Annotated in this window: 24 protein-coding genes; 17 read left to right on the top strand and 7 right to left on the bottom strand. The window is 35.5% G+C overall.

Annotated features, from left to right (window positions below):
* The first annotated feature begins 10 nt into the window (after positions 1-10).
* Genes AC0L3Q_RS11145 through AC0L3Q_RS11135 form a run of 3 tightly spaced genes read left to right on the top strand, consistent with a single transcriptional unit; the run spans position 11 to position 2177 of the window.
* Positions 11-343 carry a translation initiation factor gene (locus AC0L3Q_RS11145; protein WP_473286626.1) on the top strand — a complete coding sequence of 111 codons (333 nt, stop codon included), beginning with the start codon at positions 11-13 and terminating at the stop codon, positions 341-343.
* A gap of 21 nt (positions 344-364) precedes the next feature.
* Entirely contained in the window at positions 365-1303 is a 939-nt protein-coding gene (locus AC0L3Q_RS11140) for a DUF1835 domain-containing protein (protein WP_473286625.1), read from the top strand.
* A 1-nt stretch (position 1304) separates the two neighbouring features.
* Positions 1305-2177: a nucleoside phosphorylase gene (locus AC0L3Q_RS11135; protein WP_473286624.1), complete on the top strand. Its 873-nt coding sequence runs from the start codon at positions 1305-1307 to the stop codon at positions 2175-2177.
* Positions 2178-2269: 92 nt separating this feature from the next.
* On the opposite strand, the gene AC0L3Q_RS11130 is transcribed toward AC0L3Q_RS11135, so the two are convergent.
* On the bottom strand, positions 2270-2416 hold the full coding sequence (locus AC0L3Q_RS11130) for a hypothetical protein (protein WP_170864526.1): 147 nt from the start codon (positions 2414-2416) through the stop codon (positions 2270-2272).
* Positions 2417-2566: 150 nt separating this feature from the next.
* On the opposite strand from AC0L3Q_RS11130, the gene AC0L3Q_RS11125 reads away from it, so the two are divergent.
* Positions 2567-3418 (top strand): substrate-binding domain-containing protein, encoded by an 852-nt coding sequence (locus AC0L3Q_RS11125; protein WP_473286623.1) that lies wholly within the window; start codon positions 2567-2569, stop codon positions 3416-3418.
* A gap of 288 nt (positions 3419-3706) precedes the next feature.
* Positions 3707-3877: a hypothetical protein gene (locus AC0L3Q_RS11120; RefSeq protein ID WP_473286622.1), complete on the top strand. Its 171-nt coding sequence runs from the start codon at positions 3707-3709 to the stop codon at positions 3875-3877.
* Here AC0L3Q_RS11120 and AC0L3Q_RS11115 read toward each other — a convergent pair whose 3' ends face one another.
* Entirely contained in the window at positions 3878-4543 is a 666-nt protein-coding gene (locus AC0L3Q_RS11115; protein WP_473286621.1) for a uracil-DNA glycosylase, read from the bottom strand.
* A gap of 86 nt (positions 4544-4629) precedes the next feature.
* On the opposite strand from AC0L3Q_RS11115, the gene AC0L3Q_RS11110 reads away from it, so the two are divergent.
* The 3 genes from AC0L3Q_RS11110 (at position 4630) to AC0L3Q_RS11100 (ending at position 11312) form a co-directional block, all read left to right on the top strand.
* The gene (locus AC0L3Q_RS11110) at positions 4630-6804 is read left to right on the top strand and encodes an endonuclease MutS2 (RefSeq protein WP_473286620.1); all 2175 of its coding nucleotides are present in this window, start codon (positions 4630-4632) and stop codon (positions 6802-6804) included.
* A 114-nt stretch (positions 6805-6918) separates the two neighbouring features.
* The gene (locus tag AC0L3Q_RS11105) at positions 6919-9417 is read left to right on the top strand and encodes a PIG-L family deacetylase (RefSeq protein ID WP_473286619.1); all 2499 of its coding nucleotides are present in this window, start codon (positions 6919-6921) and stop codon (positions 9415-9417) included.
* Positions 9418-9581: 164 nt separating this feature from the next.
* Complete coding sequence (locus AC0L3Q_RS11100; protein WP_473286618.1) at positions 9582-11312, top strand: sodium:solute symporter family protein; 1731 nt, start codon at positions 9582-9584, stop codon at positions 11310-11312.
* A 6-nt stretch (positions 11313-11318) separates the two neighbouring features.
* Here AC0L3Q_RS11100 and AC0L3Q_RS11095 read toward each other — a convergent pair whose 3' ends face one another.
* The gene (locus tag AC0L3Q_RS11095) at positions 11319-11651 is read right to left on the bottom strand and encodes a hypothetical protein (RefSeq protein ID WP_073312806.1); all 333 of its coding nucleotides are present in this window, start codon (positions 11649-11651) and stop codon (positions 11319-11321) included.
* Between the two features lie 228 nt (positions 11652-11879).
* Between AC0L3Q_RS11095 and AC0L3Q_RS11090 the strand changes: the two genes are divergently transcribed.
* Positions 11880-12857 (top strand): Gfo/Idh/MocA family protein, encoded by a 978-nt coding sequence (locus AC0L3Q_RS11090; protein WP_473286617.1) that lies wholly within the window; start codon positions 11880-11882, stop codon positions 12855-12857.
* Here AC0L3Q_RS11090 and AC0L3Q_RS11085 read toward each other — a convergent pair.
* A complete protein-coding gene (locus tag AC0L3Q_RS11085) occupies positions 12854-13771 on the bottom strand; it encodes a DUF2911 domain-containing protein (RefSeq protein WP_473286616.1) in 918 nt (305 codons plus the stop codon). The two genes, AC0L3Q_RS11090 and AC0L3Q_RS11085, sit on opposite strands and share 4 nt — an antisense overlap.
* A 128-nt stretch (positions 13772-13899) precedes the next feature.
* Here AC0L3Q_RS11085 and AC0L3Q_RS11080 point away from each other — a divergent pair, with 128 nt between their 5' ends.
* From AC0L3Q_RS11080 to AC0L3Q_RS11055, 6 genes are all read left to right on the top strand, one after another.
* Positions 13900-14559, top strand: coding sequence for an MIP/aquaporin family protein (locus AC0L3Q_RS11080; RefSeq protein WP_473286615.1), 660 nt, complete (start codon positions 13900-13902; stop codon positions 14557-14559).
* An 88-nt stretch (positions 14560-14647) separates the two neighbouring features.
* Positions 14648-15004 carry a hypothetical protein gene (locus tag AC0L3Q_RS11075; RefSeq protein WP_473286614.1) on the top strand — a complete coding sequence of 119 codons (357 nt, stop codon included), beginning with the start codon at positions 14648-14650 and terminating at the stop codon, positions 15002-15004.
* A gap of 81 nt (positions 15005-15085) precedes the next feature.
* The gene (locus AC0L3Q_RS11070) at positions 15086-15580 is read left to right on the top strand and encodes an SRPBCC family protein (protein WP_473286613.1); all 495 of its coding nucleotides are present in this window, start codon (positions 15086-15088) and stop codon (positions 15578-15580) included.
* Between the two features lie 12 nt (positions 15581-15592).
* Positions 15593-16294 carry an SDR family NAD(P)-dependent oxidoreductase gene (locus AC0L3Q_RS11065; protein WP_473286612.1) on the top strand — a complete coding sequence of 234 codons (702 nt, stop codon included), beginning with the start codon at positions 15593-15595 and terminating at the stop codon, positions 16292-16294.
* 2 nt (positions 16295-16296) lie between these two features.
* Complete coding sequence (locus AC0L3Q_RS11060; RefSeq protein ID WP_473286611.1) at positions 16297-17604, top strand: cryptochrome/photolyase family protein; 1308 nt, start codon at positions 16297-16299, stop codon at positions 17602-17604.
* Between the two features lie 99 nt (positions 17605-17703).
* Positions 17704-18072: a SnoaL-like domain-containing protein gene (locus tag AC0L3Q_RS11055; RefSeq protein ID WP_473286610.1), complete on the top strand. Its 369-nt coding sequence runs from the start codon at positions 17704-17706 to the stop codon at positions 18070-18072.
* A 78-nt stretch (positions 18073-18150) separates the two neighbouring features.
* On the opposite strand, the gene AC0L3Q_RS11050 is transcribed toward AC0L3Q_RS11055, so the two are convergent.
* The 3 genes from AC0L3Q_RS11050 to AC0L3Q_RS11040 all read right to left on the bottom strand — a co-directional run bounded on the left by AC0L3Q_RS11050 (position 18151) and on the right by AC0L3Q_RS11040 (position 19814).
* Entirely contained in the window at positions 18151-18783 is a 633-nt protein-coding gene (locus AC0L3Q_RS11050) for a porin family protein (RefSeq protein WP_473286609.1), read from the bottom strand.
* Positions 18784-18930: 147 nt separating this feature from the next.
* The gene (locus tag AC0L3Q_RS11045; protein ID WP_473286608.1) at positions 18931-19602 is read right to left on the bottom strand and encodes a LysR substrate-binding domain-containing protein; all 672 of its coding nucleotides are present in this window, start codon (positions 19600-19602) and stop codon (positions 18931-18933) included.
* Positions 19566-19814, bottom strand: a complete 249-nt coding sequence (locus AC0L3Q_RS11040) for a LysR family transcriptional regulator (RefSeq protein ID WP_473286607.1) — start codon at positions 19812-19814, stop codon at positions 19566-19568. The genes AC0L3Q_RS11045 and AC0L3Q_RS11040 overlap by 37 nt, the downstream gene beginning before the upstream one ends.
* Positions 19815-19897: 83 nt before the next feature.
* Between AC0L3Q_RS11040 and hutH the strand changes: the two genes are divergently transcribed.
* Both hutH and hutI read left to right on the top strand, forming a co-directional pair.
* On the top strand, positions 19898-21478 hold the full coding sequence (gene hutH, locus AC0L3Q_RS11035) for a histidine ammonia-lyase (protein ID WP_473286606.1): 1581 nt from the start codon (positions 19898-19900) through the stop codon (positions 21476-21478).
* A gap of 41 nt (positions 21479-21519) precedes the next feature.
* Positions 21520-22779: an imidazolonepropionase gene (hutI, locus tag AC0L3Q_RS11030; RefSeq protein ID WP_473286605.1), complete on the top strand. Its 1260-nt coding sequence runs from the start codon at positions 21520-21522 to the stop codon at positions 22777-22779.
* The last annotated feature ends 4 nt before the right edge of the window (positions 22780-22783 follow it).

Raw genomic sequence — 22783 nt, 5'->3', positions numbered from 1 at the left:
TTTTGATAATATGGATTTACAAGATCAATTGAAGAACCTCTTCCCGGATCACGAATTTGATGAAGAAGAAAACGTTGCAGACGCGCCAGAAGACAAAATATGGATGCAAGATGATCCTATAATTTGTAAGTATGAAAAGCGAAAGGGAAAACCTATTACAATTTTGGAAGGATATACTGGAGCAGATGAAGATTTTAAAAAATTAGCCAAAGAGCTAAAGACGCGTTTGAGCGTTGGCGGAAGCTTCAAAAATGATGCTATCATTATACAGGGAGATTACAGAGATCAGATTATGAACATCCTAAAGGAGAAAGGATTTAAAGTAAAACGCGTAGGAGGTTAACATAATTACCTGTATTTTATTTTGGCAACAGGAACATTACATATTACTAACGGAGATAGTCTAACGGATCGACTACAAGAGCAGCAACTTGTAGAAGGGGATTTTTTTACATGGCGCGAAATGTTATGTGAAGGTCCCACCTCTGTTAAAATTGAAAGTGAGGAAGGCATAAAAAAACGAAAAGATTTTTTAAAGAAGTACTACCGTATCCCGCCTAACGATTATGAAACTAAATTTGTTTCTCAGCTGCAACTACTAGACAATCTTCAAAACTATGATGAAATTATCTTGTGGTTCGAATATGATTTGTTTTGTCATATCAACATGATTGCTGCCATAAGCCTCCTCTTAAGAAAAGGAATACAAGAAATACCAATCTATCTTGTATGCAGTGGAAGAACGGAGAGCGATAAAAAATTAATGGGTTTATGCGAGTTATCTACGCCTCAATTAAAAACACATTATCAAAATAAAGTATTGCTTTCACTAGATGATTTAGAACTAGCAGATTATGTCTGGACATTATATTGCGAATCTAATCCTAAAAAGATCGCAGGCCAGATCAAAAAACAATCTTCTTTTGAATACCTATCCATTTGTTTAAGAGCTCATTTACAACGTTTCCCTAATATGCTTACTGGACTTAACATATTAGAACATAACATTCTCGAAATGATCGATAAACATCAAATAAAAAATGTTCGTCAACTTATGGGATATGCCTTAGAATATCAGGGATACTATGGGTATGGAGATATGCAAATGAAACGAGTAATTGCCAGACTATTTCAGTTTCTGGATCAAACGAAAGATCAACTTCATCTATCCGAAAGAGGTAAGTTAGCTTTAGATAGTAAGAAGAATTTTTACAATACCCAGAAATTGGATTGGTACTACGGGGGAGTAAAAAAGTATGATTACTTATACAACAACGAAACGCATACGTTATTAAAATTGTAATATGCCAATAGCAGAATCAGAACTTATTCTTAATCCAGACGGAAGCATCTATCACCTAAATTTAAAACCAGAGCATTTAGCCAGAACCGTTATTACCGTTGGAGATCCAGATCGTGTAGATGATGTTACCAAATATTTCGAATCTGTAGAGTTTGTAATTCGTAAACGAGAGTTCCATACGCAAACCGGTTACTATAACGGACATCGAATTACAGTAATTTCTACAGGAATTGGTACCGATAACATTGACATTGTTTTTAATGAGTTAGATGCGTTGGTCAATATTGATTTGAATACAAGAGAAATCAAACAAGAACTTACTTCTCTAAATATCATAAGAATAGGAACCTCTGGCTCTGTACAAAAAGAAATTGATGTTGATAGTTTTGTTATTTCTGAGATGGCTATCGGATTTGATAGTCTGCTTCATTTCTATCAGAACGAAACTATACTACAAAAAGAATTTTCAGAATCCTTGGTCAAGCATATGGATTGGAGTAAAAATCGATCACTCCCCTATACAGTTGGATATGATGAAAATTTAGGGAATCATATGCATAGTGAACGAACTAAAAAAGGAGTAACCGCGACCAATGTTGGTTTTTATGGACCCCAAGGAAGGATATTACGACTTGCAATTCCTGATGAAAAAATGAATGATAAAATTACCTCATTCGTTTACAACAACAAAAGAATAACTAATTTGGAGATGGAGACGGCAGGAATTTATGGCATGGCCAAACTCTTGGGACATAAAGCTGTTTCTATGAATGCTATCTTAGCCAATAGAATCAACGGAACATTTAGCAAACAACCTAAAGAAACTGTAGATCAGCTTATTCAGTATACGCTTTCTAAAATTGCAAGTTTCTGAATAACCAAGTGACCAACAAAAAAAGATGAGTAAAACTCATCTTTTAATCATTAAAATATTATGAAAATAATTAGGGCAATTTGGATTGTCTATTAACCAAACAATATTTTGAGACTTATCAGTAAATTTGTTAATAATAAAACCCCGATAAAAACTACAATTCCATTTTCAACAGGATTATTTTTTAACTTGGCAACTTTTACATAAGCGCTTTTGGTTTTAAGAAAATTCTTTTTCATAGCAATTGTTTTTATTTTGGGTTCTAAATTGTTATCAAATATACTTCTATATGGAAGAATAATAAGTCAAATATAGAAAAAATAATTTAATTTCATCGTTAAAAAACATAAATAATCGATGAAATACACATATTTATTAATTTATTACGCATGCACACCATAAAAATTGGAGGAGTTCCTGAACATTTTAACTTACCATGGCACTTAACCATTGAAGATAAGAGTTATGAAAAAGAAGGCATACAACTAGAATGGACAGATTACTATGGCGGTACTGGAGCTATGTGTGAAGCATTACGCAATTCGGAAATAGATATGGCGATCATTCTTACCGAAGGTATTATTAAGGATATCATAGGTGGTAACCCCTCAAAAATTGTACAAACCTATATTCAAACTCCACTAATTTGGGGGATACATGTGGCCTCAAACTCGCCATATACCAACTTATCACAATTAGAAAATACCAAAGTAGCTATAAGTCGATATGGATCTGGATCCGAATTAATGGCCTACATGAATGCGCAGTCTCAGAACTGGGATACATCTTCACTAAGCTTTGAAGTCACACAAAATTTAAATGGAGCCGTAAATGCACTTACTGCGGGAAAAGCCGACTATTTTATGTGGGAACATTTTACCACCAAACCTTTGGTAGACGATGGAACTTTTAGAAGAGTTGCAGATTACCCTACTCCATGGCCGTGTTTTGTTATTGCTGTAAGAGATGAAATTATAAAAACAAAGCATGATCAGATAGAAAAGATCTTAAGTATCATTAACACAACCACTGCCGACTTCAAAAGCATCCCTAGTATAGATCGAACGCTTTCTTTGAGGTATGACCAACGTTTAGAAGACATTCAAAAATGGCTTACCATTACTCAATGGAGTCAATCACTTATCGAGCAAAAAACACTTCTCTATATCCAACAACAATTATTTACATTGAATATCATTGATAAAACCATTCCTTCAGAAGATTTGATCTATAAATTTTAGTCAAAATATAGTTTTTAATCATTTTTCTTGAAAAATAAGGTAGGGTATTTTAAGCTTAAAACGTTTTACATTAAAGGAATGTTAAAAAATTAAGAGTAAAACTATAATTTAGATGAGAATGATAATCAAAACTTACCAAACCGTTAATAATTAATTATCTATAAGTCAAACATATACAGAAATAAAATATTTTTGTACATTTGCCAAGCCTACCCCAATGAACTAATTATTAACGCATAAGCAACCATTTTGTATTTAATGCATCTAATAATTAACTAACAAATCACTATGACTACTTTTTTATCAATACTACTAGGTCTTGTGGCCTTCAACTTTTTGCTGTTACGCTTTAGTATGCAATCTGTAGATGGTAACAAGAAGAACACCAAGGCTAAAGGAAAAATCAACCACATCAATACTGAAAAGACAAAAAGCTCAGAAATACAAACTGCAGCTTAGTTACCATTCAATTTTGGTTTGATTTGTTTGCGCTAAATAAGTGTTCGTTCTACTGAAATGCTTATTGCCAAACCAGTATCCCCTATTTGCACTTAATGGTGAAGGGTGTCCACTACTGAGTAAACAGTGTTTCTCTTTATCTATTTTTGCTCCTTTCTTTTTGGCAAAACCTCCCCATAATAAGAATACCACCTTTTCTTTCTTATCTGAAATGCATTTGATAACAGCATCCGTAAATTTTTCCCATCCCTTATTTTGATGCGATCCCGCCTGATGTGCCCTTACCGTTAAAGTTGCATTCAAAAGCAACACTCCTTGTTTTGCCCATCGTTCTAAATTACCTGTTGCCGGAAAAGGAATTTCGAGATCTGTTTCTATCTCTTTAAAAATATTGATCAATGATGGAGGCATTGCAATCCCATCACTCACCGAAAAACACAACCCATTGGCTTGCCCTACTCCATGATACGGATCTTGGCCGATAATCACGACTTTTACATCGTCAAAGCTACAATAGTCGAAAGCCGAAAAGATTCTAGAACCTGCAGGATAACAAGTGTTATTTCTATATTCGGTTTTTACGAAGTTAACCAACTCAGAAAAATAGGGTTTGTCAAATTCTTCTTTTAGCTGTTCTTTCCAACCAGATTCAATATTTACATCCATCTACACGATAAATTATTCTAATTATGTACTTTTGCTTCTCTTAAAAAACTTGAGAAATATAGGCCAAAAAAACGGCTTAAAAAAGTATGATTCGTATTTCTGAAAAAACCCTTAAGGACTTAGAATTAGATAAAGTTCTTGTGCATGTTGCTGAGTTATGTGTTACTGATTATGGTAAATCAAAAGCTTTGCAAATCACTCCGCACGAGAGCAAAGAACTTTTAATGACGTCCTTACAGCATGTTAATGAATATAAATCATCTTACCTAAACGATGCCCGTATCCCAAATCATGGATTTGATAGTATCAATAAAGAAATTCAACTCCTCAACATTGAAAATACGTTTTTGGAAGCGGCAAACTTGAAAAAATTAGTATCTATAAGTGTTACTTGTAATGACCTATTACATTTTTTCAAATCTAATAGAGAGCTTTACCCTTTTCTATATCAAACATCGACCGAAATACCATTTACCAAAGAAATTATTCTTTGTGTTGATGCTGTAATAGATAAGTTTGGAGAAGTAAAAGACAATGCTTCAGCTGTTTTATTGCAACTCAGAAAACGAATAAACATTATACAAGGAAAACTGAACGGAAGTTTTGGCAAGGATCTTACCCATTACAACAGCTTAGGATATTTGGATGAAATCAAGGAAAGCGTAGTTGATAATCGAAGAGTCTTAGCTGTAAAATCCATGTATCGTCGTAAAGTAAAAGGGGCGATTATGGGAAATTCTAAAACAGGAAGTATTGTATATATTGAACCAGAAGCTACCCTACAGTTTAGTCGAGAACTTAGCAATCTGAAATATGAGGAACGAGAAGAGGTAGTAAAAATCCTTAAGCAACTCACCAACAAACTACGTCCGTTTACAGCATTACTACAAGAGTATCAGGAATACTTGAGTGATATTGATATTGTAGCGGCAAAATCAAAATATGCCAACCAGTTAAATGCAGTGCTTCCAAAAATAACTGATAGTAGAGAACTATCCTTAAAAGATGCATACCATCCCCTTTTATATCTCAGTAACATCGAAAAAGGAGAAAAGACATTTCCGCAAACCATATCTCTCGACCAGAATAATAGAATAATAGTAATTTCTGGGCCTAATGCTGGAGGAAAAAGTATCACATTAAAGACTATTGGCTTATTGCAAGTAATGTTGCAAAGTGGTATTTTAATTCCGGTGCACGAATACAGTAGAATGTGCTTGTTTGATGTAATTCTAACAGATATTGGAGACAATCAATCCATAGAAAATCATTTGAGTACCTATAGTTATCGCCTGAAGAATATGAATTACTTTCTTCGGAAATGTAATGACAAAACCTTATTCCTGATTGATGAATTTGGTACCGGATCCGATCCAGAACTAGGAGGTGCCCTGGCTGAAGCTTTTCTCGAAGTATTCTACGAAAGAGAATCTTTTGGGATCATTACCACACATTACGCAAATCTAAAAATGTTGGCCAATGAGCTTCCAAACATGACCAATGCCAATATGCTTTTTGACTCAAGAACGCTATTGCCTCTTTTCAAATTACATCTAGGAGAAGCGGGTAGTTCATTTACCTTTGAAGTTGCTCAAAAAAATGGTATTCCATATAGTTTGATTAATAAGGCAAAGAAAAAGGTAGAGCGAGGTAAAATCAGATTTGATAAAAGTATCGCAAACCTGCAAAAGGAACGATCAAAGCTTCAAAAAACAACTTCTTCCTTAAAAACCAAAGAGCAAAAAGCAGAGGCTCAAAAAGAAAAATTAGAGAAAATCAACGATCGTATACAACGAAAACTTGAAAGCTATCAGGAACTTTATGATGCGAATCAACGTATGATATACCTTGGTCAAAAAGTAAATGATCTAAGCGAGAAGTATTTCAATAACAAAAGAAAACGCGAATTGATTAATGAATTTCTAAAAATCGTAGAAGTAGAAAATTCGAAACGAAAAAAGCAATCCGTCAAAGAACGCAAGATCAAGAAAACCAAGGAGCAAAAGGTTGTAAAAGAAGTTACCGAAAAAGTAAAAGTAATTCGGGAAAAGAAAAAAGAAGAAAAAAAGAAAGAAGAAAAAATAATACAAAACAAACCCAAAGTTACCCTAAAAGTCGGAGATCGGGTTCGCATGATCGATGGAAAATCAGTAGGAACGATTGATACTATCGAAAAGGAAAAAGCGATTGTAAACTATGGTATTTTTACTACAAATGTTACCCTGGATCAATTAGAGTTTGTAGAACGATCAAAGAAATAAAAGCCAACACCATATTGGTAACTATCCCTTGTTAAAGTATACTTAAACCACTTTTCTGCGCGTTTTATCTTTATATATTTGGTGCAATTACAATCAAAATTGCACTAAAGAATTATGCGAAAGTTACTCCTAATTATTGGTTTTAGTCTTTTAATTCCGATCAATAGTATTGCTCAAAAGCCAAATAAGCCAACCTCTGCAGAAATCCATGAAGCTATAAAAAAGTTAAACTTCCTTGGCTCTGTATTGTATGTAGCTGCTCATCCGGATGATGAGAATACTCGACTTATTTCTTACATGGCCAATAAGGTAAAAGCAAGAACGGCCTATCTTTCTTTAACCAGAGGTGATGGTGGACAAAATTTGATTGGACCAGAAATTCGAGAACTTCTCGGGGTAATTAGAACACAGGAATTATTAGCAGCAAGAAGAACCGATGGTGGTGAACAAATGTTTACAAGAGCTAACGATTTTGGCTTCTCAAAACATCCAAATGAGACCTTATCTATTTGGGACAAAGACCAGGTAATGAGTGATGTTGTTTGGGCCATCAGAAAATTTAAACCGGATGTAATTATCAATCGTTTTGACCATAGAACCCCGGGTACTACCCATGGTCATCATACCACTTCGGCAATGTTGAGTGAAGAAGCCTTTGATCTAACCGCAGATGCCTCGGTCTATCCAGATCAATTAAAATATGTATCTACCTGGCAACCAAAACGTTTATTTTTTAATACTTCTTGGTGGTTCTACGGGAGTAGAGAAAATTTCGAAAAAGCAGACAAATCAAAGCTAATGTCTTTTGATACGGGTGTTTTTTACCCTGAGATAGGCTTATCTAATACTGAAATTGCTTCGCTTAGTCGAAGTCAACATAAATCTCAAGGATTTGGGAGTACTGGTTCTAGAGGAAAACAAAAAGAATATGTCGAAATTATAAAAGGAGATCTTCCACAAGATAAAACTAATGTCTTTGATGGTATTGACACTTCCTGGAATAGAGTTAAAGGAGGAAAAGCTATTGGTGATATCTTATACCAAGTCGAAAAGGATTTTGATTTCAGAAACCCATCAGCTTGCGTACCTCAATTGGTCAAAGCATACGCTTTAATTCAGCAATTAGATGATGAGCATTGGAAAACTGTAAAGTCCAAAGAAATTAAAGATATTATTGCTGACGTTTCAGGTTTATATCTAGAGGCAGTTTCATCAGAATCCAATTCCTCTTTGGGTAATGATGTAAACATTAAGATTGAAGCCATCAACCGAAGTGCAAGTACAATTACTTTGAAATCAATCACACTTGATGCTATTGGAAGCACTCAAAATGTTGAAAAAGTATTGGCAAATAATGAAAAGCAGACTATTGATCTAAAAGGAAAAATACCAGCATCGTTTGAAGCAACAAATCCTTATTGGTTAAATGAAAAAGGAACCTTAGGAATGTACAAGGTAGACGATCGCAATCTTATTGGGAAACCAGAAACTGATCATAAAATAAAAGCTATTTTTAATCTTGACATCGAAGGCACTCCTATTTCCTTTACTAAAGATGTGGTTTATAAAACTAATGATCCGGTAAAAGGTGAAGTTTACAAACCCTTTGAAATCATCCCTGTGGTATCTGCAGGAATTGAAGATAAAGTAATTATTTACGCTAATGGGCCTTCAAAACAAGTACCAGTTACCATTAAGTCTGGTAAGGCTAATTTGAAAGGATCTATTACTTTAGACCATCCTCAAGGCTGGAGTATTGAACCATCAAACATAGATTTTCAGTTATCCCAAAAAGGAGAAGAAAAAACAGTTGTTTTTAAACTCATTGCTCCACAGCAACAGAGTGAGGGGTATATTTCTCCTAAAATAACTGTAGATGGAAAAACGTATTCCAAAGAATTAATCACTATAGATTATGATCATATTCCGTTTCAAACGGTAACATTACCTTCTCAAACTAAAGTGGTTCGTTTAGACATCAAGAAAAAAGGACAAAATATTGGGTATATAGAAGGTGCTGGAGATGTCGTTCCCGAAAGTCTAGAGCAAATAGGATACAAAGTAACGACTATACATCCCGAATCTATTTCACCAGAAACCTTATCTGCATACGATGCCATTGTTGTAGGTATTAGAGCTTATAATACTGTAGAAGAACTCAAATTCAAACAACAAATCTTATTGGATTATGTAAAAAATGGAGGGAATCTTGTGATACAATACAATACAAGTCATCGACTAAAGGTAAAAGACAACTTAGGGCCCTTCCCTATTCAGCTCTCCAGAGATCGAGTTACCGACGAAAATGCAGAAATTACATTTTTGGCCCCAGATCATCAGGTGCTCAATACTCCTAATAAAATCTCCTCTCAGGATTTTCAGGGTTGGGTGCAAGAAAGAGGTTTATATTTCCCTAAAGAATGGTCTAGCGAATACACACCTATTTTGGCCGCAAATGATAAAGGAGAATCTCTAAAAAAAGGGCCTTTGTTAGTAGCGCAATACGGAAAAGGATATTACGTGTATACTGGATTAAGTTTCTTTAGAGAATTTCCTGCTGGAGTATCTGGTGCTTACCGCTTATTTGCTAATATGTTATCTTTAGGAAAATAAAAGATCTAAAAGCATGAAGAACGAAGAGAAATTTGTTTGGAAAAAATGGTATTCGATGATACTCATTGCAAATGCAGTGTATATTCTTTTGTTCTATCTCATCACTGCAAAGTTTTCATAAATAGCTTTAGTTTAAAATTTTTCAACCCACCTAATCAAACACTATGCAAAGTATAGACTGGATAGTTCTCATCATCACTTTATTGTTTATTGTGCTTTATGGAGCCTGGAAAACCAAAGGAAGTAAAAATGTTCAAGAGTATATCCGTGGTGGTAACGAAGCAAAATGGTGGACAGTAGGTTTATCCGTAATGGCGACTCAAGCCAGTGCAATAACATTTTTATCTACTCCAGGACAAGCATTTCATAGCGGAATGGGATTCGTTCAGTTTTATTTTGGACTTCCAATCGCCATGGTGGTGATCTGCATGATATTCATTCCTTTATACCATAAACTTAATGTATATACAGCATACGAATATCTGGAAAGCAGGTTTGACCTTAAAACCAGAAGTTTAACAGCTATCCTATTTTTGGTACAACGAGGGTTATCTGCAGGAATTACCATTTTTGCTCCTGCTATTATTTTATCTGCTGTTCTGGGTTGGAATCTCACTACGCTCAATATTATTATTGGAGTTTTGGTAATTATCTATACAGTTACCGGAGGTACCAAAGCAGTAAGTGTGACTCAAAAACAACAAATGGCCATTATCTTTTCGGGGATGTTCATTGCTTTTTTCTTAATCATAAGTTATCTGCCAGAAGGAGTGACATTTAGCAAAGCATTAGAAATTGCAGGTGCCAGCGGTAAGATGGATATTTTGGATTTTTCTTTTGATATGGACAATCGTTATACGTTTTGGAGTGGAATTATAGGAGGAAGTTTCCTGGCCCTCTCCTACTTTGGAACAGATCAAAGTCAGGTGCAGCGTTATTTGTCGGGAAAATCGATTAAAGAGAGTCAATTAGGTTTGCTATTTAATGCTCTTCTAAAAGTACCTATGCAATTCTTTATTCTATTGGTTGGAGTTATGGTTTTTGTTTTTTATCAATTCAACCCTTCTCCACTCAATTTTAACCCAAAGGCCAAAGAAGTCATTGAAAGCTCAGAATACCAATCGGCATATCAAAGTTTAGAAGAAGAAAATCAGCAGGTATATACCGAAAAAAAGAAAGTACAAAGTGAATATGTACAACACCTAAACGAAGGGAATACCGACAATATAGAACGTACAACAGCTTTACAAAATCAGATTAAAACATTGAATGCTGAAGATATTGCTAATCGTGAAGCAGCCAAAACTCTAATCGAAAAAGCCGATGCTACTGTAGAGACCAATGATAAAGATTATGTATTTATTCATTTTATATTAAACAACTTACCAAGAGGATTAATTGGTTTGCTTTTGGCGGTAATTTTGTCTGCTGCGATGTCATCTACCGCTTCAGAATTAAACGCTCTGGCGTCTACTACGGCTATCGATCTATACAAACGTAATGTCAAAACCAATAAGACCGACAAGCATTTTGTTAATGCATCAAAGCTTTTTACCCTTTTATGGGGTATTCTAGCCATCTTGGTGGCTTGTTTTGCAAATTTATTCGACAACCTGATTCAGCTTGTCAATATCATAGGTTCTATTTTTTATGGAAACGTACTCGGTATTTTTCTTCTTGCTTTCTTTATAAAGTATGTAAAAAGTAATGCAACCTTTATCGCGGCTATTATCACTCAAGTAATTGTGATCATAGGATGGTACAATGACTGGATGCCCTATTTATGGCTCAACCTATTCGGCTGTGTCCTCGTTATGGGTATCGCCATTATGATACAATCGGTAATGGGATCAAATAATGATCCTTTGGAAGAAGAATTACAAAATGTAAGTTAATGGGTATTAATGATGAATAATCGCTTCAGAAAGGTAAGACGTGAGTGATTTTTGATACCCATGATATCGCTGCATTACCGCATCAATTTCATCTAGTATAGCTTTAGGAAACTTTGTTGTACTGTCTAATACTTTACTTATTTTTTCTATCGTATCCTGTAAGCTATGACCATCATGATTTAACCTTAAAAACTTATCATACATCTCCGAAGTACAAGGCTCACATTGGTAAGAATGTAATCGAGCCAGCATTCTGGTTAGTTCTCGATTCATCAAATTCAATCTCATAAAATGAGGTTGCCTAATGGACTTGTTTTCTAGAGTGGCTGATTTATTCATGGCAGTAAGGTTTTAAGGTGAGAATTACCTAAATATAAGGAATTTAACATAAACTCACAAAACTTAAGTAGTTTTAAATCTGATAATTACGAATATTTCAACAAAACAAACTCATGATGTCAATTCGATAATAAAAACAAAAAAGAACGGCTCTTTAGCTGTTTTTAAGAGAAGAAAACAAGCGCTTTTTTAGCTATTTTTGATAACACTATTAATGAAACACCTTCTATGTCTTCAAATCAATCTATACAATGGGGAATTATTGGCTGCGGTAAAATCGCTCATAAATTTGCAGAAGATTTACAATCGGTTCCAAATGCAACACTGCATGCAGTAGCAAGTAGAGATCAAGAAAAGGCAAAACGCTTTGGAGATGAATTCAAAAGTACAATGAGCTATGGTAGTTACGAAGCATTGGTTAAAGATCCTGATGTTGAAGTGATTTATATTGCAACACCTCATGTGTTTCATTATGAAAACACCATACTTTGCCTCAATCACAAAAAAGCAGTATTGTGCGAGAAGCCATTTGCGATGAATCTGAAGCAAGTAACCGAGATGATTGAAGTTGCCAAATCTAATAACGTATTTCTGATGGAGGCACTCTGGACATATTTCCTACCCCACTATCGATATGTTTTGGAATTGATCCAATCTAAGAAACTTGGTGAAATTAAAAACCTTGAAGCAGATTTTGGCTTTTCTGCACCATTTGATCCCAACGGAAGAATTTTCAACAAAAGCCTTGGTGGAGGAAGCATATTGGATGTAGGTATTTATCCACTTTTTGCTGCGTTAAGTCTTATAGGGTACCCAGATAGTGTCAAAGCAGAAGCAGAAATTGGAGATACCGGTGTTGATCATAAATGTAGAATGATACTGAAATATCAAAATGACGTGGAGGCTAATTTATTTAGTGCAATCACACAACAAACCCAAACAACGGTAAAGATCGAATTAAAATATGGTACGATTATGATCAATAGTCGTTTTCACGAACCTTCCTCGGTAACCATAAAAAAAGAAGGCAATACAGAATTGTTTGAATTTCCGGTAACCACAAATGGTTATAACTTTGAAGCCGAACATGTACAACAAATGCTACGGCAAAAGCGAACTGAAAGTGATATTATGACTTTTGAAAAAAGCCTACAGTTAATCAAGTTATTGGATACTGTAAGAAATGAAGTAGGTCTTCAGTATTAAAAAATACGAAAGAAAAAAGCGTTCCAGTTGGTTTGGAACGCTTTTTTGATTTGTGTGTGTGAAAAAGAGTGATTATTTAGCCCCCACTCTGCAAGGGAATCTTTATTCAATTTTACGTAATCGGCATTTCCAGCCTTCTCTGCTAATTCTAACGATGTTTTAGCAGCTTTTATTGCCCCATCCTTGTCTCCTTTTTTTGCATAAATCAAAGATTGTTGTCTGTGAAACCAGAACGCAGGCTCTTTTCTCATCGATATTGCTTTGTCAATATGTTCTGCAGCTTTATCAAAGTTTTCGATGTCTTTGTAGAAAACTGCAGCTTGATAATGATCTCCTGCAGATGGTCCAGCCATAACTTGCTCGATACTAGCTAACGCCTTTTTCTTACTTGGTACTTCAATTTTTACCGCTGCCTCAGTATTTGCCCAAATAATGTTCATTGTTGCACCACTCATGGTAAAATCACTAAACATAATCGTAAAAGTTTCTACATTCATAGGTAATGTATTTGCTTTTACAGTCGCAGTAGCAGCTACTTTAGAATCATCCCAATTTCTTGGAGTACCCCAGTTATTTGCATCGCTATAAAAAATTACTTCCCAGTTTTCTTTTCCTGGTTTAGTAAAAATCGCATAAGTACCTTTTTTAAGCTCTTTACCTTCTACTTTTACATCATCACCAAATGTGATTTGCGTATTTTTGTTTGCACCTGTTCTCCATAATTTATCATAAGGAACTAGGTTTCCAAAAATAGTTCTTCCTTTCATACTAGGTCGAGAATACTCTACAGCAACATCAGTCAATCCAATAACCTGCTCAATCTTAGAAGAAGGACTAGGTTGAGGAGTTTTTACTTGTGCTTCTATGCCAAATGACAAGAGCGCAGCAGAAAGAAATAAGACAATTTTTTTCATTGTGTGTTAATTTAGTTTGTGATTTGTTTCAATAATAACGGTAACGAAAATAAGGATTACACATACATAATGAGTTAACAAAAACTTAAAATAAGGAATAGTATATTTGTCTCGTTTTAATAAAAATTATGCGAACATACATTTCAGAAACCATTGGAACCTTTAGTTTGATATTTTGTGGTACTGGAGCCATGACCATTAACGAAGTTACAGGAGGCGATGTATCTCATGTAGGAATAGCCATAACCTGGGGACTTATTGTTATGGCCATGATCTATGCTTTTGGTGAAATATCTGGTGCTCATTTTAACCCTGCGGTTACCATAGCTTTTGCCTACGCAAAAAAATTTGAGTGGAAAGAGGTGCCCAAATATATTTTAGCACAATGCATTGGTGCCATCCTAGCCAGTTCGGTATTGCTTTTCCTATTCCCAGAGAGTGAATTTCTCGGAGGTACCATTCCTTCTATAGATCCTTATAAAGCTTTTGTTCTCGAAACACTACTCACCTATTTTCTAATGGTGGTTATCATCAATGTATCTACAGGGTCTAAAGAAACAGGAACGATGGCCGGTATTGCTATTGGAGGTGTTGTGCTGTTAGAAGCTATGTTTGCCGGTCCGGTAACCAAAGCATCAATGAATCCCGCAAGATCCCTTGGACCTGCATTATTATCTGGACACTGGGAGCATCAATGGCTATATTTTATCTCTCCGGTAATTGGAGCTTTGCTCGCTGTTTTAACCTGCAGAATTGTGAAACCAGATAATTGCTGTGACGATTGTTAAGATTTCTTAGCTTTTTCTAGCCCCTGTAATTTGCAAAACTCCTTATTTTTAACATATATTTATCATACAATTAACCTATTTCCCCCTTATGAAGCATTTTTCGAACGAATTTTGCCAGATGGAGTTACATGATCAATTTGTTATCCTCACTATTAACGAAAATGTAGATCTTACCCTTGATAGAGCATCTATTATAAGAGACAAGCTACGTGAGCATTATAAATCTCAGGATTTTTTGATGATCAGTTATAGAAAATTTAAACACAACGTAAGTACCGACATTTATAAACAAGGCCAATTATCTAACATGAAGGGCCTTGCTATAGTTTCTGAAGATGATGAAGTAAGAAACAAAGCCATTATGGAACAAGAGTTATATGGTAAATCTTTTGTGTTTTTTAGTTGTGTTGACGAAGCAATCTCCTGGGCAGAAGCTTACTTCTAATGTTAAAATTTATTTTTGTTTAACAATTTAACCTTTTTAGTTAAACAAAATGATTGTATTTTTACTTCAAATTATTGAAGTATGAAAATCTATACCATAAGAGCAAAACAAAACCTACCTATTTCTGTAGATCAAGCTTGGGAATTTCTTTCAGACCCAAAAAACTTAAAAACGATTACTCCTGATTATATGGGATTCGAAATCGTCTCTGGTGCAGACCGAGAAATGTATCCTGGTCAAATCATTCAATACATTGTGACTCCAATTGCGGGAATCAAAAACAAATGGGTTACCGAAATTACTAATGTTCAGGACAAATTATACTTCGTGGACGAACAAAGATTTGGTCCATACGCCCTTTGGCATCATAAACACTTTATTAAAGAAATCCCTGGCGGTGTAGAGATGGAAGATATCATTGATTATAAAGTTCCTTTTGGACTATTAGGACAAATGGTTCATCCTATATTGGTTAAACCCAAACTAACAGAGATTTTTAATTATAGAAAACATAAATTAGAAGAACTATTTGGTACTTTAGAGTCTAATAACAACTACCAAATCCTATTTACTTAATCCCTTGGGAATATGAAAAGAAAAAATATTTTATTGATCGGAGGAAGCCATGGTATTGGTTTCGAAATTGCTTTAAAACTATATAGCGAGCACAATATATACATCGCTTCCAGAACCTCAGAAAATTTGGGAAATCTAGAAGTAACCCATATTGCTTATGATGCTTCCAAAGATGAAATAGACCCTTCTGCCCTACCAGAAAGAATTGACGGCTTTGTTTACTGTCCGGGGAGTATTAACTTGAAACCTTTCAAAATGCTGGATCCCAAAGCCTTTGAAGAGGATATGCAAATCAACTTCATGTTTTTGGTAAAAATTATCCATACGATCTTACCAAAACTGAAAAACTCTGAACAAGCAAGTTTGATCTTTTTCAGTACCGTAGCCGTAAAAGTTGGAATGCCATTTCATACCAGTATCGCGGCCGCAAAAGGAGCGATAGAAGGTTTTGCAAAAGCACTGGCGGCAGAATATGCTCCTCAATTTAGAGTTAATGTTATTGCACCTTCCTTAACCGAGACTCCATTGGCTAAACGTCTATTAGGAAACGAAAAAAAGAAAGAGTTGATGAATAATCGACACCCAATGAAACGAGTAGGACAAGCAGAAGATATTGCCAATATTGCACGATTCCTACTCAGCGACGATAGTAGTTGGATCACCGGGCAAGTAATTGGTGTTGACGGAGGAATGTCTACCCTAAACGTAAATTAATAATGGGTAAAGCTATTTCTGTATTCTGGTTTAGAAGAGATCTACGATTAGATGATAATATTGGTTTATACAACGCATTACAATCAGAATATCCAGTACTACCGATCTTTATCTTTGATAAAAAGATTTTGGATCACCTACCAAAAAATGATGCAAGGGTTTCCTTTATTTATAACACCTTAGAAGGAATAAATCAAGAACTGTATCAAAAATATAAATCGTCTTTGGCCAGGTTTTATGGTACTCCTGAAGAAGTGTTCAATCAGTTAACTACAAATTTTGAGGTTAAAGAGGTATATACGAATCATGACTATGAACCCTATGCCCGAGAAAGAGATCAAAAAATAGCTAAATTTCTTACCCAAAAAAATATTCGATTTCAGACGTACAAAGATCAAGTCATTTTTGAAAAAGATGATATTCTAAAAAAAGATGGTAATCCTTATGTAGTTTATACACCATATAAAAATAAATGGAAAGAACTGTTCCATACAGACATGATACAGTCGGTAGCTACAGAACAATATCTTGGTAATACCGTAAAGGATATTAATTTTCCTGTAATTACCTTAGCCGAAATGGGATTCGAACCTTCAATAATCAAAGTTCCTGTATTTGACGTCTCCCCTACCTTAATTGACAATTATGAAGATACCAGGAACTTCCCAGCCAAAGAAAAAGGAACATCAAAACTAGGCCCTTATTTGCGCTTTGGAATAGTAAGTATTAGAAAAATTGTAAAAAAAGCAATTTCGCAAAACAATGAAGTCTTTTGGTCTGAGCTGATTTGGAGAGAGTTTTTTATGCAAATTCTATGGCATTATCCCAAAACCAAAGATCATGCATTCAAATCCAAATACGATCGCATAGAATGGCGAAACAACGAAGCAGATTTTGAAAAGTGGAAAAACGGAGAAACCGGATACCCTTTGGTAGACGCAGGAATGCGGGAATTAAATCAAACTGGGTACATGCACAATCGTGTACGCATGGTTGTAGCTAGTTTTCTTTGTAAACATTTACTGATCGACTGGAGATGGGGTGAAGCGTACTTTGCGGAAAAACTATTGGATTACGATCTTTCTGCCAATGTAGGCAACTGGCAATGGGCATCGGGTTCTGGTGTAGATGCGGCGCCTTATTTTAGAATATTTAACCCCACAACGCAGATTACCAAATTTGATAAAAATCTTGAGTACATTAAAACTTGGGTACAAGACCTCAATGAACTCACTTACCCTCATCCTATGGTAGAGCACAAGATGGCGAGAGAACGCTGTCTAAAAACCTACAAGGAAGCGCTGGATTAATCGATGAAAATATAACATTTTATTTAATATTTGGGATTGATGTTTTTCGTATTTTGAAGTACTTAAAACAATACGCATAATCAATAAATCCAAATTCTAATGACTACAGAACAAGTTGCCAACCGTTTAGTAGAACTTTGCCGCATGGGAGAAAACATGCAGGCTATCAGCGAACTTTATGATACCAAGGTTGTAAGCAAAGAAATGCCAGGATACCCTAACTCTGTAACCTCTGGTAAAGAAGCCGTGATCAAAAAAAGTGAAGACTGGTATGCTACCGTAGAAGAATATCACGGAGGCCAAATCTCTGACCCTCTTGTAGCCGATAATCATTTTAGTCTTACCATGAAAATGGATTGTACTTTTAAAGGGCAAGGTCGTATGCAAATAGAAGAGCTTTGTGTTTACGAAGTTAACGATGGTAAAATTACCGAAGAACAGTTTTTCTACACTATGCCTCCACAATAGCACAAGGTATTCCTTAAAAAGTAAAAAAGCCTGGTAATCATCAGGCTTTTAGTTCTTATATCTGTATGTTATTGTCTCCTAAAACTTGTATCCAAAAGAAACTTGAAACACTCCATTTCTAATGGAAGCTTCGTCTTCTAAGCCTTCTATATCATCGATATCAGCAATTCCGAAGTTATATCTGGCTTGAAAAAAGGTTCCAAACTCAAATTGATACCCTAATCCCAGATTCACACCAAAGTCGATTTCAGAAAAAGATTCTTTCAAATCTAAATCAGAAGTTTCTGTACCTCCATTAGCAGTATTTTTACGTTCAAGAATAGCAGAAGTTAAATATCCTACCTGAGGTCCTACTTCAATACTAAAACCCGGTGCAGTGTAAAATGGATAATATTTGATCGTTGGAGTAAGATAAATATAATCCAATTTTAAAGTCTCATCCTCAAAATTTGGTTCTGGGCTATCTGCTTTATATCCCTGGAAAGAATAATACAATTCTGGTTGTATAGCTAGGATCTCTATGATAGGTATTTCAGCAACCAATCCAAGGTGTACACTTGTTCGTACATCAAGATCATCGGTCCCATCACCAACTACATCTGCCACATTCAATCCAACTTTTAATCCCATTTGAAAAGATTCAACTTGGCTAGTCATTTTTTGGGATAAAAAACTAACAAGTAGAACAAGGAAAAATATTCGTTTATTCATAGTAATCTAATTTGGAGCAATTATTATTTGGTTGTTAGAATTTCTTCATTCTCAGTAATAAACGAAGAAACTACAATTTAATTACGTTTTCAAAAGTAAACAACCCGATCCAGAAATAAAAAAAATAATTATACTTGTACAAAACAATCAAACATCGATAATAGCTTTTATCTTTGACAGAGCTGGGTTACGATTGTCTCTTTTATAAATCACCGATAGCTCTGCCTTTTGAGGAATCTTTGGGATCTCAAGAAACTTAACTGCCAAATTAAAGCCATACTGAAGTGACGTAGGTACGATGGCCACTCCTAGACCACTTTCTACTAATTTAAAAATAGTTTGAGCATGTACAGATTTATGAGTCACTTTGGGAGTAAATCCTTTATCCTCACAGATACTCATAATTTTATTATAGTACAACGAGCTATAATCAGAAGAAAACAGAATGAAATTTTCCTCTGCCACCTGAGCAATGTTTTTAAATGTTTTCAAACTTAAATAATGTTCTTTGGGCAACACCAATGAAAACGAATCTGTATGTACAGTCTTCATTTTTAGCCCATCAGGAACCCTGGACAATCTAACGAAACCCAGATCCAACTGATCTTTCTGTATAGCTTCTACCTGCATATAATTAGACATCTCCTCTAAGCTAAATTGAATATTAGGGTATTCCCGATTAGCCTGTACCAAGATATCCGGTATCACCGTTTGAATGGCGGATCCCAAAAATCCTATCCTTACCTCTCCCGTACTTCCTTGATCAACTAATCGAGCTTGCTTTACGGTAAAGTCAATATGATTAAAAATATACTCCAATTCTTTTTTAGAAAAACCCCGGCTGCAGTAAGCGCTACATTTCTTTTATCTCTAACAAATAGTTTAGCTCCAATGATCTCTTCCATCTGCTTGATTTGTCTGCTCAATCCAGGTTGAGAAATAAACAACCTATCAGCAGCTTTCCTGAAATGTAATTCTTGGGCTACGGCAAGAAAATAATTAAAATGTCTAAGTTCTAACTGATAACTCATAGTTATTAATAATTGATATAAATGGTATTTCTAATTATTAAATATAACCATTAATTTAGTACTAACAAATCATACTACAATAAATGTCAACAACAGCGCACCATTTCTTATTTGGAGAAGACTTTTTAACCGCGGGGATTGCTTTGCAAATCGCTAGAGGTGAAAGAAAAGCATCGATTTCGGATACTGCCAGAGAGAAAATCCGACAAAGCGAGCGTACCGTTCAAAACATAGTAGAAAAAGGCGATCCCGTTTACGGAATTAATACAGGATTTGGCCCACTTTGTACTACCAAAATATCAAAAGAAGAAACCAATATATTACAAAGCAATATTTTACAAAGCCACAGTGTTGGTGTTGGGGATCCTATTGATACCGAAATTGCGAAGCTAATGCTCATTCTTAAAGCACAATCTTTGTCAAAAGGATATTCTGGAATCGCAGAAAAAACTTTGGATCGTATTCTTTGGCATATCGACAACGATGCTATTCCTGTTGTCCCTAGTCAAGGTTCTGTAGGTGCTTCTGGAGATTTAGCTCCTTTGTCCCATCTATTTTTACCCTTACTTGGATTAGGGAAAGTACACTATAAGGGTGACGTAATTGCCACTCAAGAATTATTTGACAGTCTAGGTCTGGCTCCTATTGCTTTAGGCCCCAAAGAAGGATTAGCCTTGATCAATGGCACACAATTTATAGCTGCACATGCTGTACAATTAGTGGCCAAATTACACAATTGTTTATCCCACTCTGATATTATCGGAGCGATGATGATCGAGGGATTACAAGGCTCGGTAAAACCTTTTTACAAGGAGCTTCATCAATTACGTCCTTTCAAAGGAAATATCCACGTGGCTTCAAAAGTAAAATCCTTATTGAAAGGTTCAGAAATTATGGAGGACCACATTGATTGTGATCGCGTACAGGATCCCTATTCTTTGCGTTGTATACCACAAGTACATGGATCTTCAAGAAATGCCTGGTTACATCTCAAAGAATTATTAGAAGTAGAGTTGAATTCAGTAACCGATAACCCAATTATTATTGACGAGGAATTAACCATAAGCGGTGGTAGTTTTCATGGTCAACCGTTAGCAATGGCGATTGATTATGCGTGTCTGGCTGCTTCAGAATTAGGAAACATCTCCGATCGTCGTATCTATTTGGCTTTGGAAGGAAATTCACCGGGAGTCCCCAAATTATTAATGGAGGATACAGGAATCAATTCGGGGTATATGATTCTTCAATACACCAGTGCGGCATTGGCAAGCGAGAACAAAGGGCTTTGTTTCCCCTCCAGTGCCGATAGTATTCCTACCTCTCTGGGGCAAGAAGATCATGTAAGTATGGGATCCATAGGAGGTAGAAAAGCATTAAGAGTTATTGATAACCTAGAAAAAATACTGGCAATAGAACTACTTACTGCTGCACAGGCATTCGAGTACCGAAAACCAATGAAATCTGGAATCATTCTGGACAAAATTCATCAGGAAATTCGAAAACACGTTCCTTTTGCTGAAAAAGACCGTGTATTTGCAGATGATATTGAAGAAGGAATAAAAATGATTAAAAACAAAACTATAACAACGATCGCCGATCAGGTATCAAAAAACAAAAATGTATCTCTTGAAACGCAATACTCTGAAGAATTCGAAGTCTATTAATCAATAATAGCAAACTAACAGGAAAACAATAAGTAACGCGTATGGAAAAGTATAAACTAATTGGTCCCATCACACAATTGATTGGTTTAGAGAAATTATCGCTCAAAGGACCAGTGAAAGACGAAAATTTGAACCTTATTGAAAATGCCGGAATACTCCTCCGAAACGATAAAATTGATACCATAGGGAGTTATACTGATCTAAAAGAAAAGGCAACTTCTTTGAATGCAAAGGTAGAAATGGTTGAACTTAAGGCCAATCATGTTTGTGTTCCCGGATTTATTGATGCCCATACTCACATTTGTTTTGCAGGAAGCAGAGCGCGGGATTATGCGATGAGAAATGCCGGAAAATCCTATCTTGAAATTGCTGAAGCTGGTGGAGGTATCTGGGATACCGTAATGCAGACCAGAAATGCCACCCAAGAAGAATTATCCCATAATGTGATCAAAAGAGCTAATATCTTATTGAAAAAAGGGATCACAACAATAGAGGTAAAAAGCGGATATGGATTATCTACTCCAGAAGAATTAAAAATGTTGAGGGCCATCAAAAATGCAAACCTCAATACCGAAGCTGATCTTATCGCTACTTGTTTGGCTGGACATATGCTCCCAAAAGATTATGAAGGAGATCATCAATCGTACTTAGAACATATCAGCAATACACTTTTTCCTATTCTTAAAGAAGAAAATTTAAGCAATAGAATTGACGCTTTTATAGAGAAAAGCGCTTTTATGCCGTCTGATATTTATCCGTATTTCAGAAAAGCAAAGGCAATGGAATTTGACATTACCGTACATGCCGATCAGTTTAGTACTGGAGGTAGCGAAGTAGCTGTAAATATTAATGCTATTAGTGCTGATCATCTAGAAGCCAGTACAGAAGATGAAATTGAAATGATTGCTGATAGTAATGTCGTTGCCGTAGCATTACCCGGAGCTTCTATCGGTTTGGGATGTAATTTTACTCCTGCCAGAAAAATTCTAGATGCTGGCGGAATAGTAGCCATTGCAAGTGACTGGAATCCAGGATCTGCGCCAATGGGAGATTTATTAACTCAAGCTACCATTCTGGGAACTTTCGAAAAATTAAGTAATGCCGAAATATTAGCTGGAATCACCTACAGAGCGGCGGCAGCATTAAATTTATCCGATCGTGGAAGATTGGCACCAGATATGCTTGCCGATTTCAACCTTTTTGAAACAGATCACTATAACGAAATCTTTTATCATCAGGGTAAACTTACACCTGCTCAGGTATGGAAAAAAGGAGAACTCATTTATTCAACTCACCGCTAAAAGC

Source organism: Aquimarina sp. KJ22-3, assembly GCF_055808215.1.
Note: the sequence above shows the minus strand (reverse complement) of the source record. Positions and strands in the feature narration are given on the sequence as shown.

Coding starts and splice junctions, on each gene's coding strand:
- AC0L3Q_RS11145 (WP_473286626.1), top strand. CDS start 11: ATGGATTTACAAGATCAATTGAAGAACCTCTTCCCGGATCACGAATTT.
- AC0L3Q_RS11135 (WP_473286624.1), top strand. CDS start 1,305: ATGCCAATAGCAGAATCAGAACTTATTCTTAATCCAGACGGAAGCATC.
- AC0L3Q_RS11130 (WP_170864526.1), bottom strand. CDS start 2,416: ATGAAAAAGAATTTTCTTAAAACCAAAAGCGCTTATGTAAAAGTTGCC.
- AC0L3Q_RS11125 (WP_473286623.1), top strand. CDS start 2,567: ATGCACACCATAAAAATTGGAGGAGTTCCTGAACATTTTAACTTACCA.
- AC0L3Q_RS11120 (WP_473286622.1), top strand. CDS start 3,707: ATGACTACTTTTTTATCAATACTACTAGGTCTTGTGGCCTTCAACTTT.
- AC0L3Q_RS11115 (WP_473286621.1), bottom strand. CDS start 4,543: ATGGATGTAAATATTGAATCTGGTTGGAAAGAACAGCTAAAAGAAGAA.
- AC0L3Q_RS11110 (WP_473286620.1), top strand. CDS start 4,630: ATGATTCGTATTTCTGAAAAAACCCTTAAGGACTTAGAATTAGATAAA.
- AC0L3Q_RS11105 (WP_473286619.1), top strand. CDS start 6,919: ATGCGAAAGTTACTCCTAATTATTGGTTTTAGTCTTTTAATTCCGATC.
- AC0L3Q_RS11100 (WP_473286618.1), top strand. CDS start 9,582: ATGCAAAGTATAGACTGGATAGTTCTCATCATCACTTTATTGTTTATT.
- AC0L3Q_RS11095 (WP_073312806.1), bottom strand. CDS start 11,651: ATGAATAAATCAGCCACTCTAGAAAACAAGTCCATTAGGCAACCTCAT.
- AC0L3Q_RS11090 (WP_473286617.1), top strand. CDS start 11,880: ATGTCTTCAAATCAATCTATACAATGGGGAATTATTGGCTGCGGTAAA.
- AC0L3Q_RS11085 (WP_473286616.1), bottom strand. CDS start 13,771: ATGAAAAAAATTGTCTTATTTCTTTCTGCTGCGCTCTTGTCATTTGGC.
- AC0L3Q_RS11080 (WP_473286615.1), top strand. CDS start 13,900: ATGCGAACATACATTTCAGAAACCATTGGAACCTTTAGTTTGATATTT.
- AC0L3Q_RS11075 (WP_473286614.1), top strand. CDS start 14,648: ATGAAGCATTTTTCGAACGAATTTTGCCAGATGGAGTTACATGATCAA.
- AC0L3Q_RS11070 (WP_473286613.1), top strand. CDS start 15,086: ATGAAAATCTATACCATAAGAGCAAAACAAAACCTACCTATTTCTGTA.
- AC0L3Q_RS11065 (WP_473286612.1), top strand. CDS start 15,593: ATGAAAAGAAAAAATATTTTATTGATCGGAGGAAGCCATGGTATTGGT.
- AC0L3Q_RS11060 (WP_473286611.1), top strand. CDS start 16,297: ATGGGTAAAGCTATTTCTGTATTCTGGTTTAGAAGAGATCTACGATTA.
- AC0L3Q_RS11055 (WP_473286610.1), top strand. CDS start 17,704: ATGACTACAGAACAAGTTGCCAACCGTTTAGTAGAACTTTGCCGCATG.
- AC0L3Q_RS11050 (WP_473286609.1), bottom strand. CDS start 18,783: ATGAATAAACGAATATTTTTCCTTGTTCTACTTGTTAGTTTTTTATCC.
- AC0L3Q_RS11040 (WP_473286607.1), bottom strand. CDS start 19,814: ATGAGTTATCAGTTAGAACTTAGACATTTTAATTATTTTCTTGCCGTA.
- hutH (WP_473286606.1), top strand. CDS start 19,898: ATGTCAACAACAGCGCACCATTTCTTATTTGGAGAAGACTTTTTAACC.
- hutI (WP_473286605.1), top strand. CDS start 21,520: ATGGAAAAGTATAAACTAATTGGTCCCATCACACAATTGATTGGTTTA.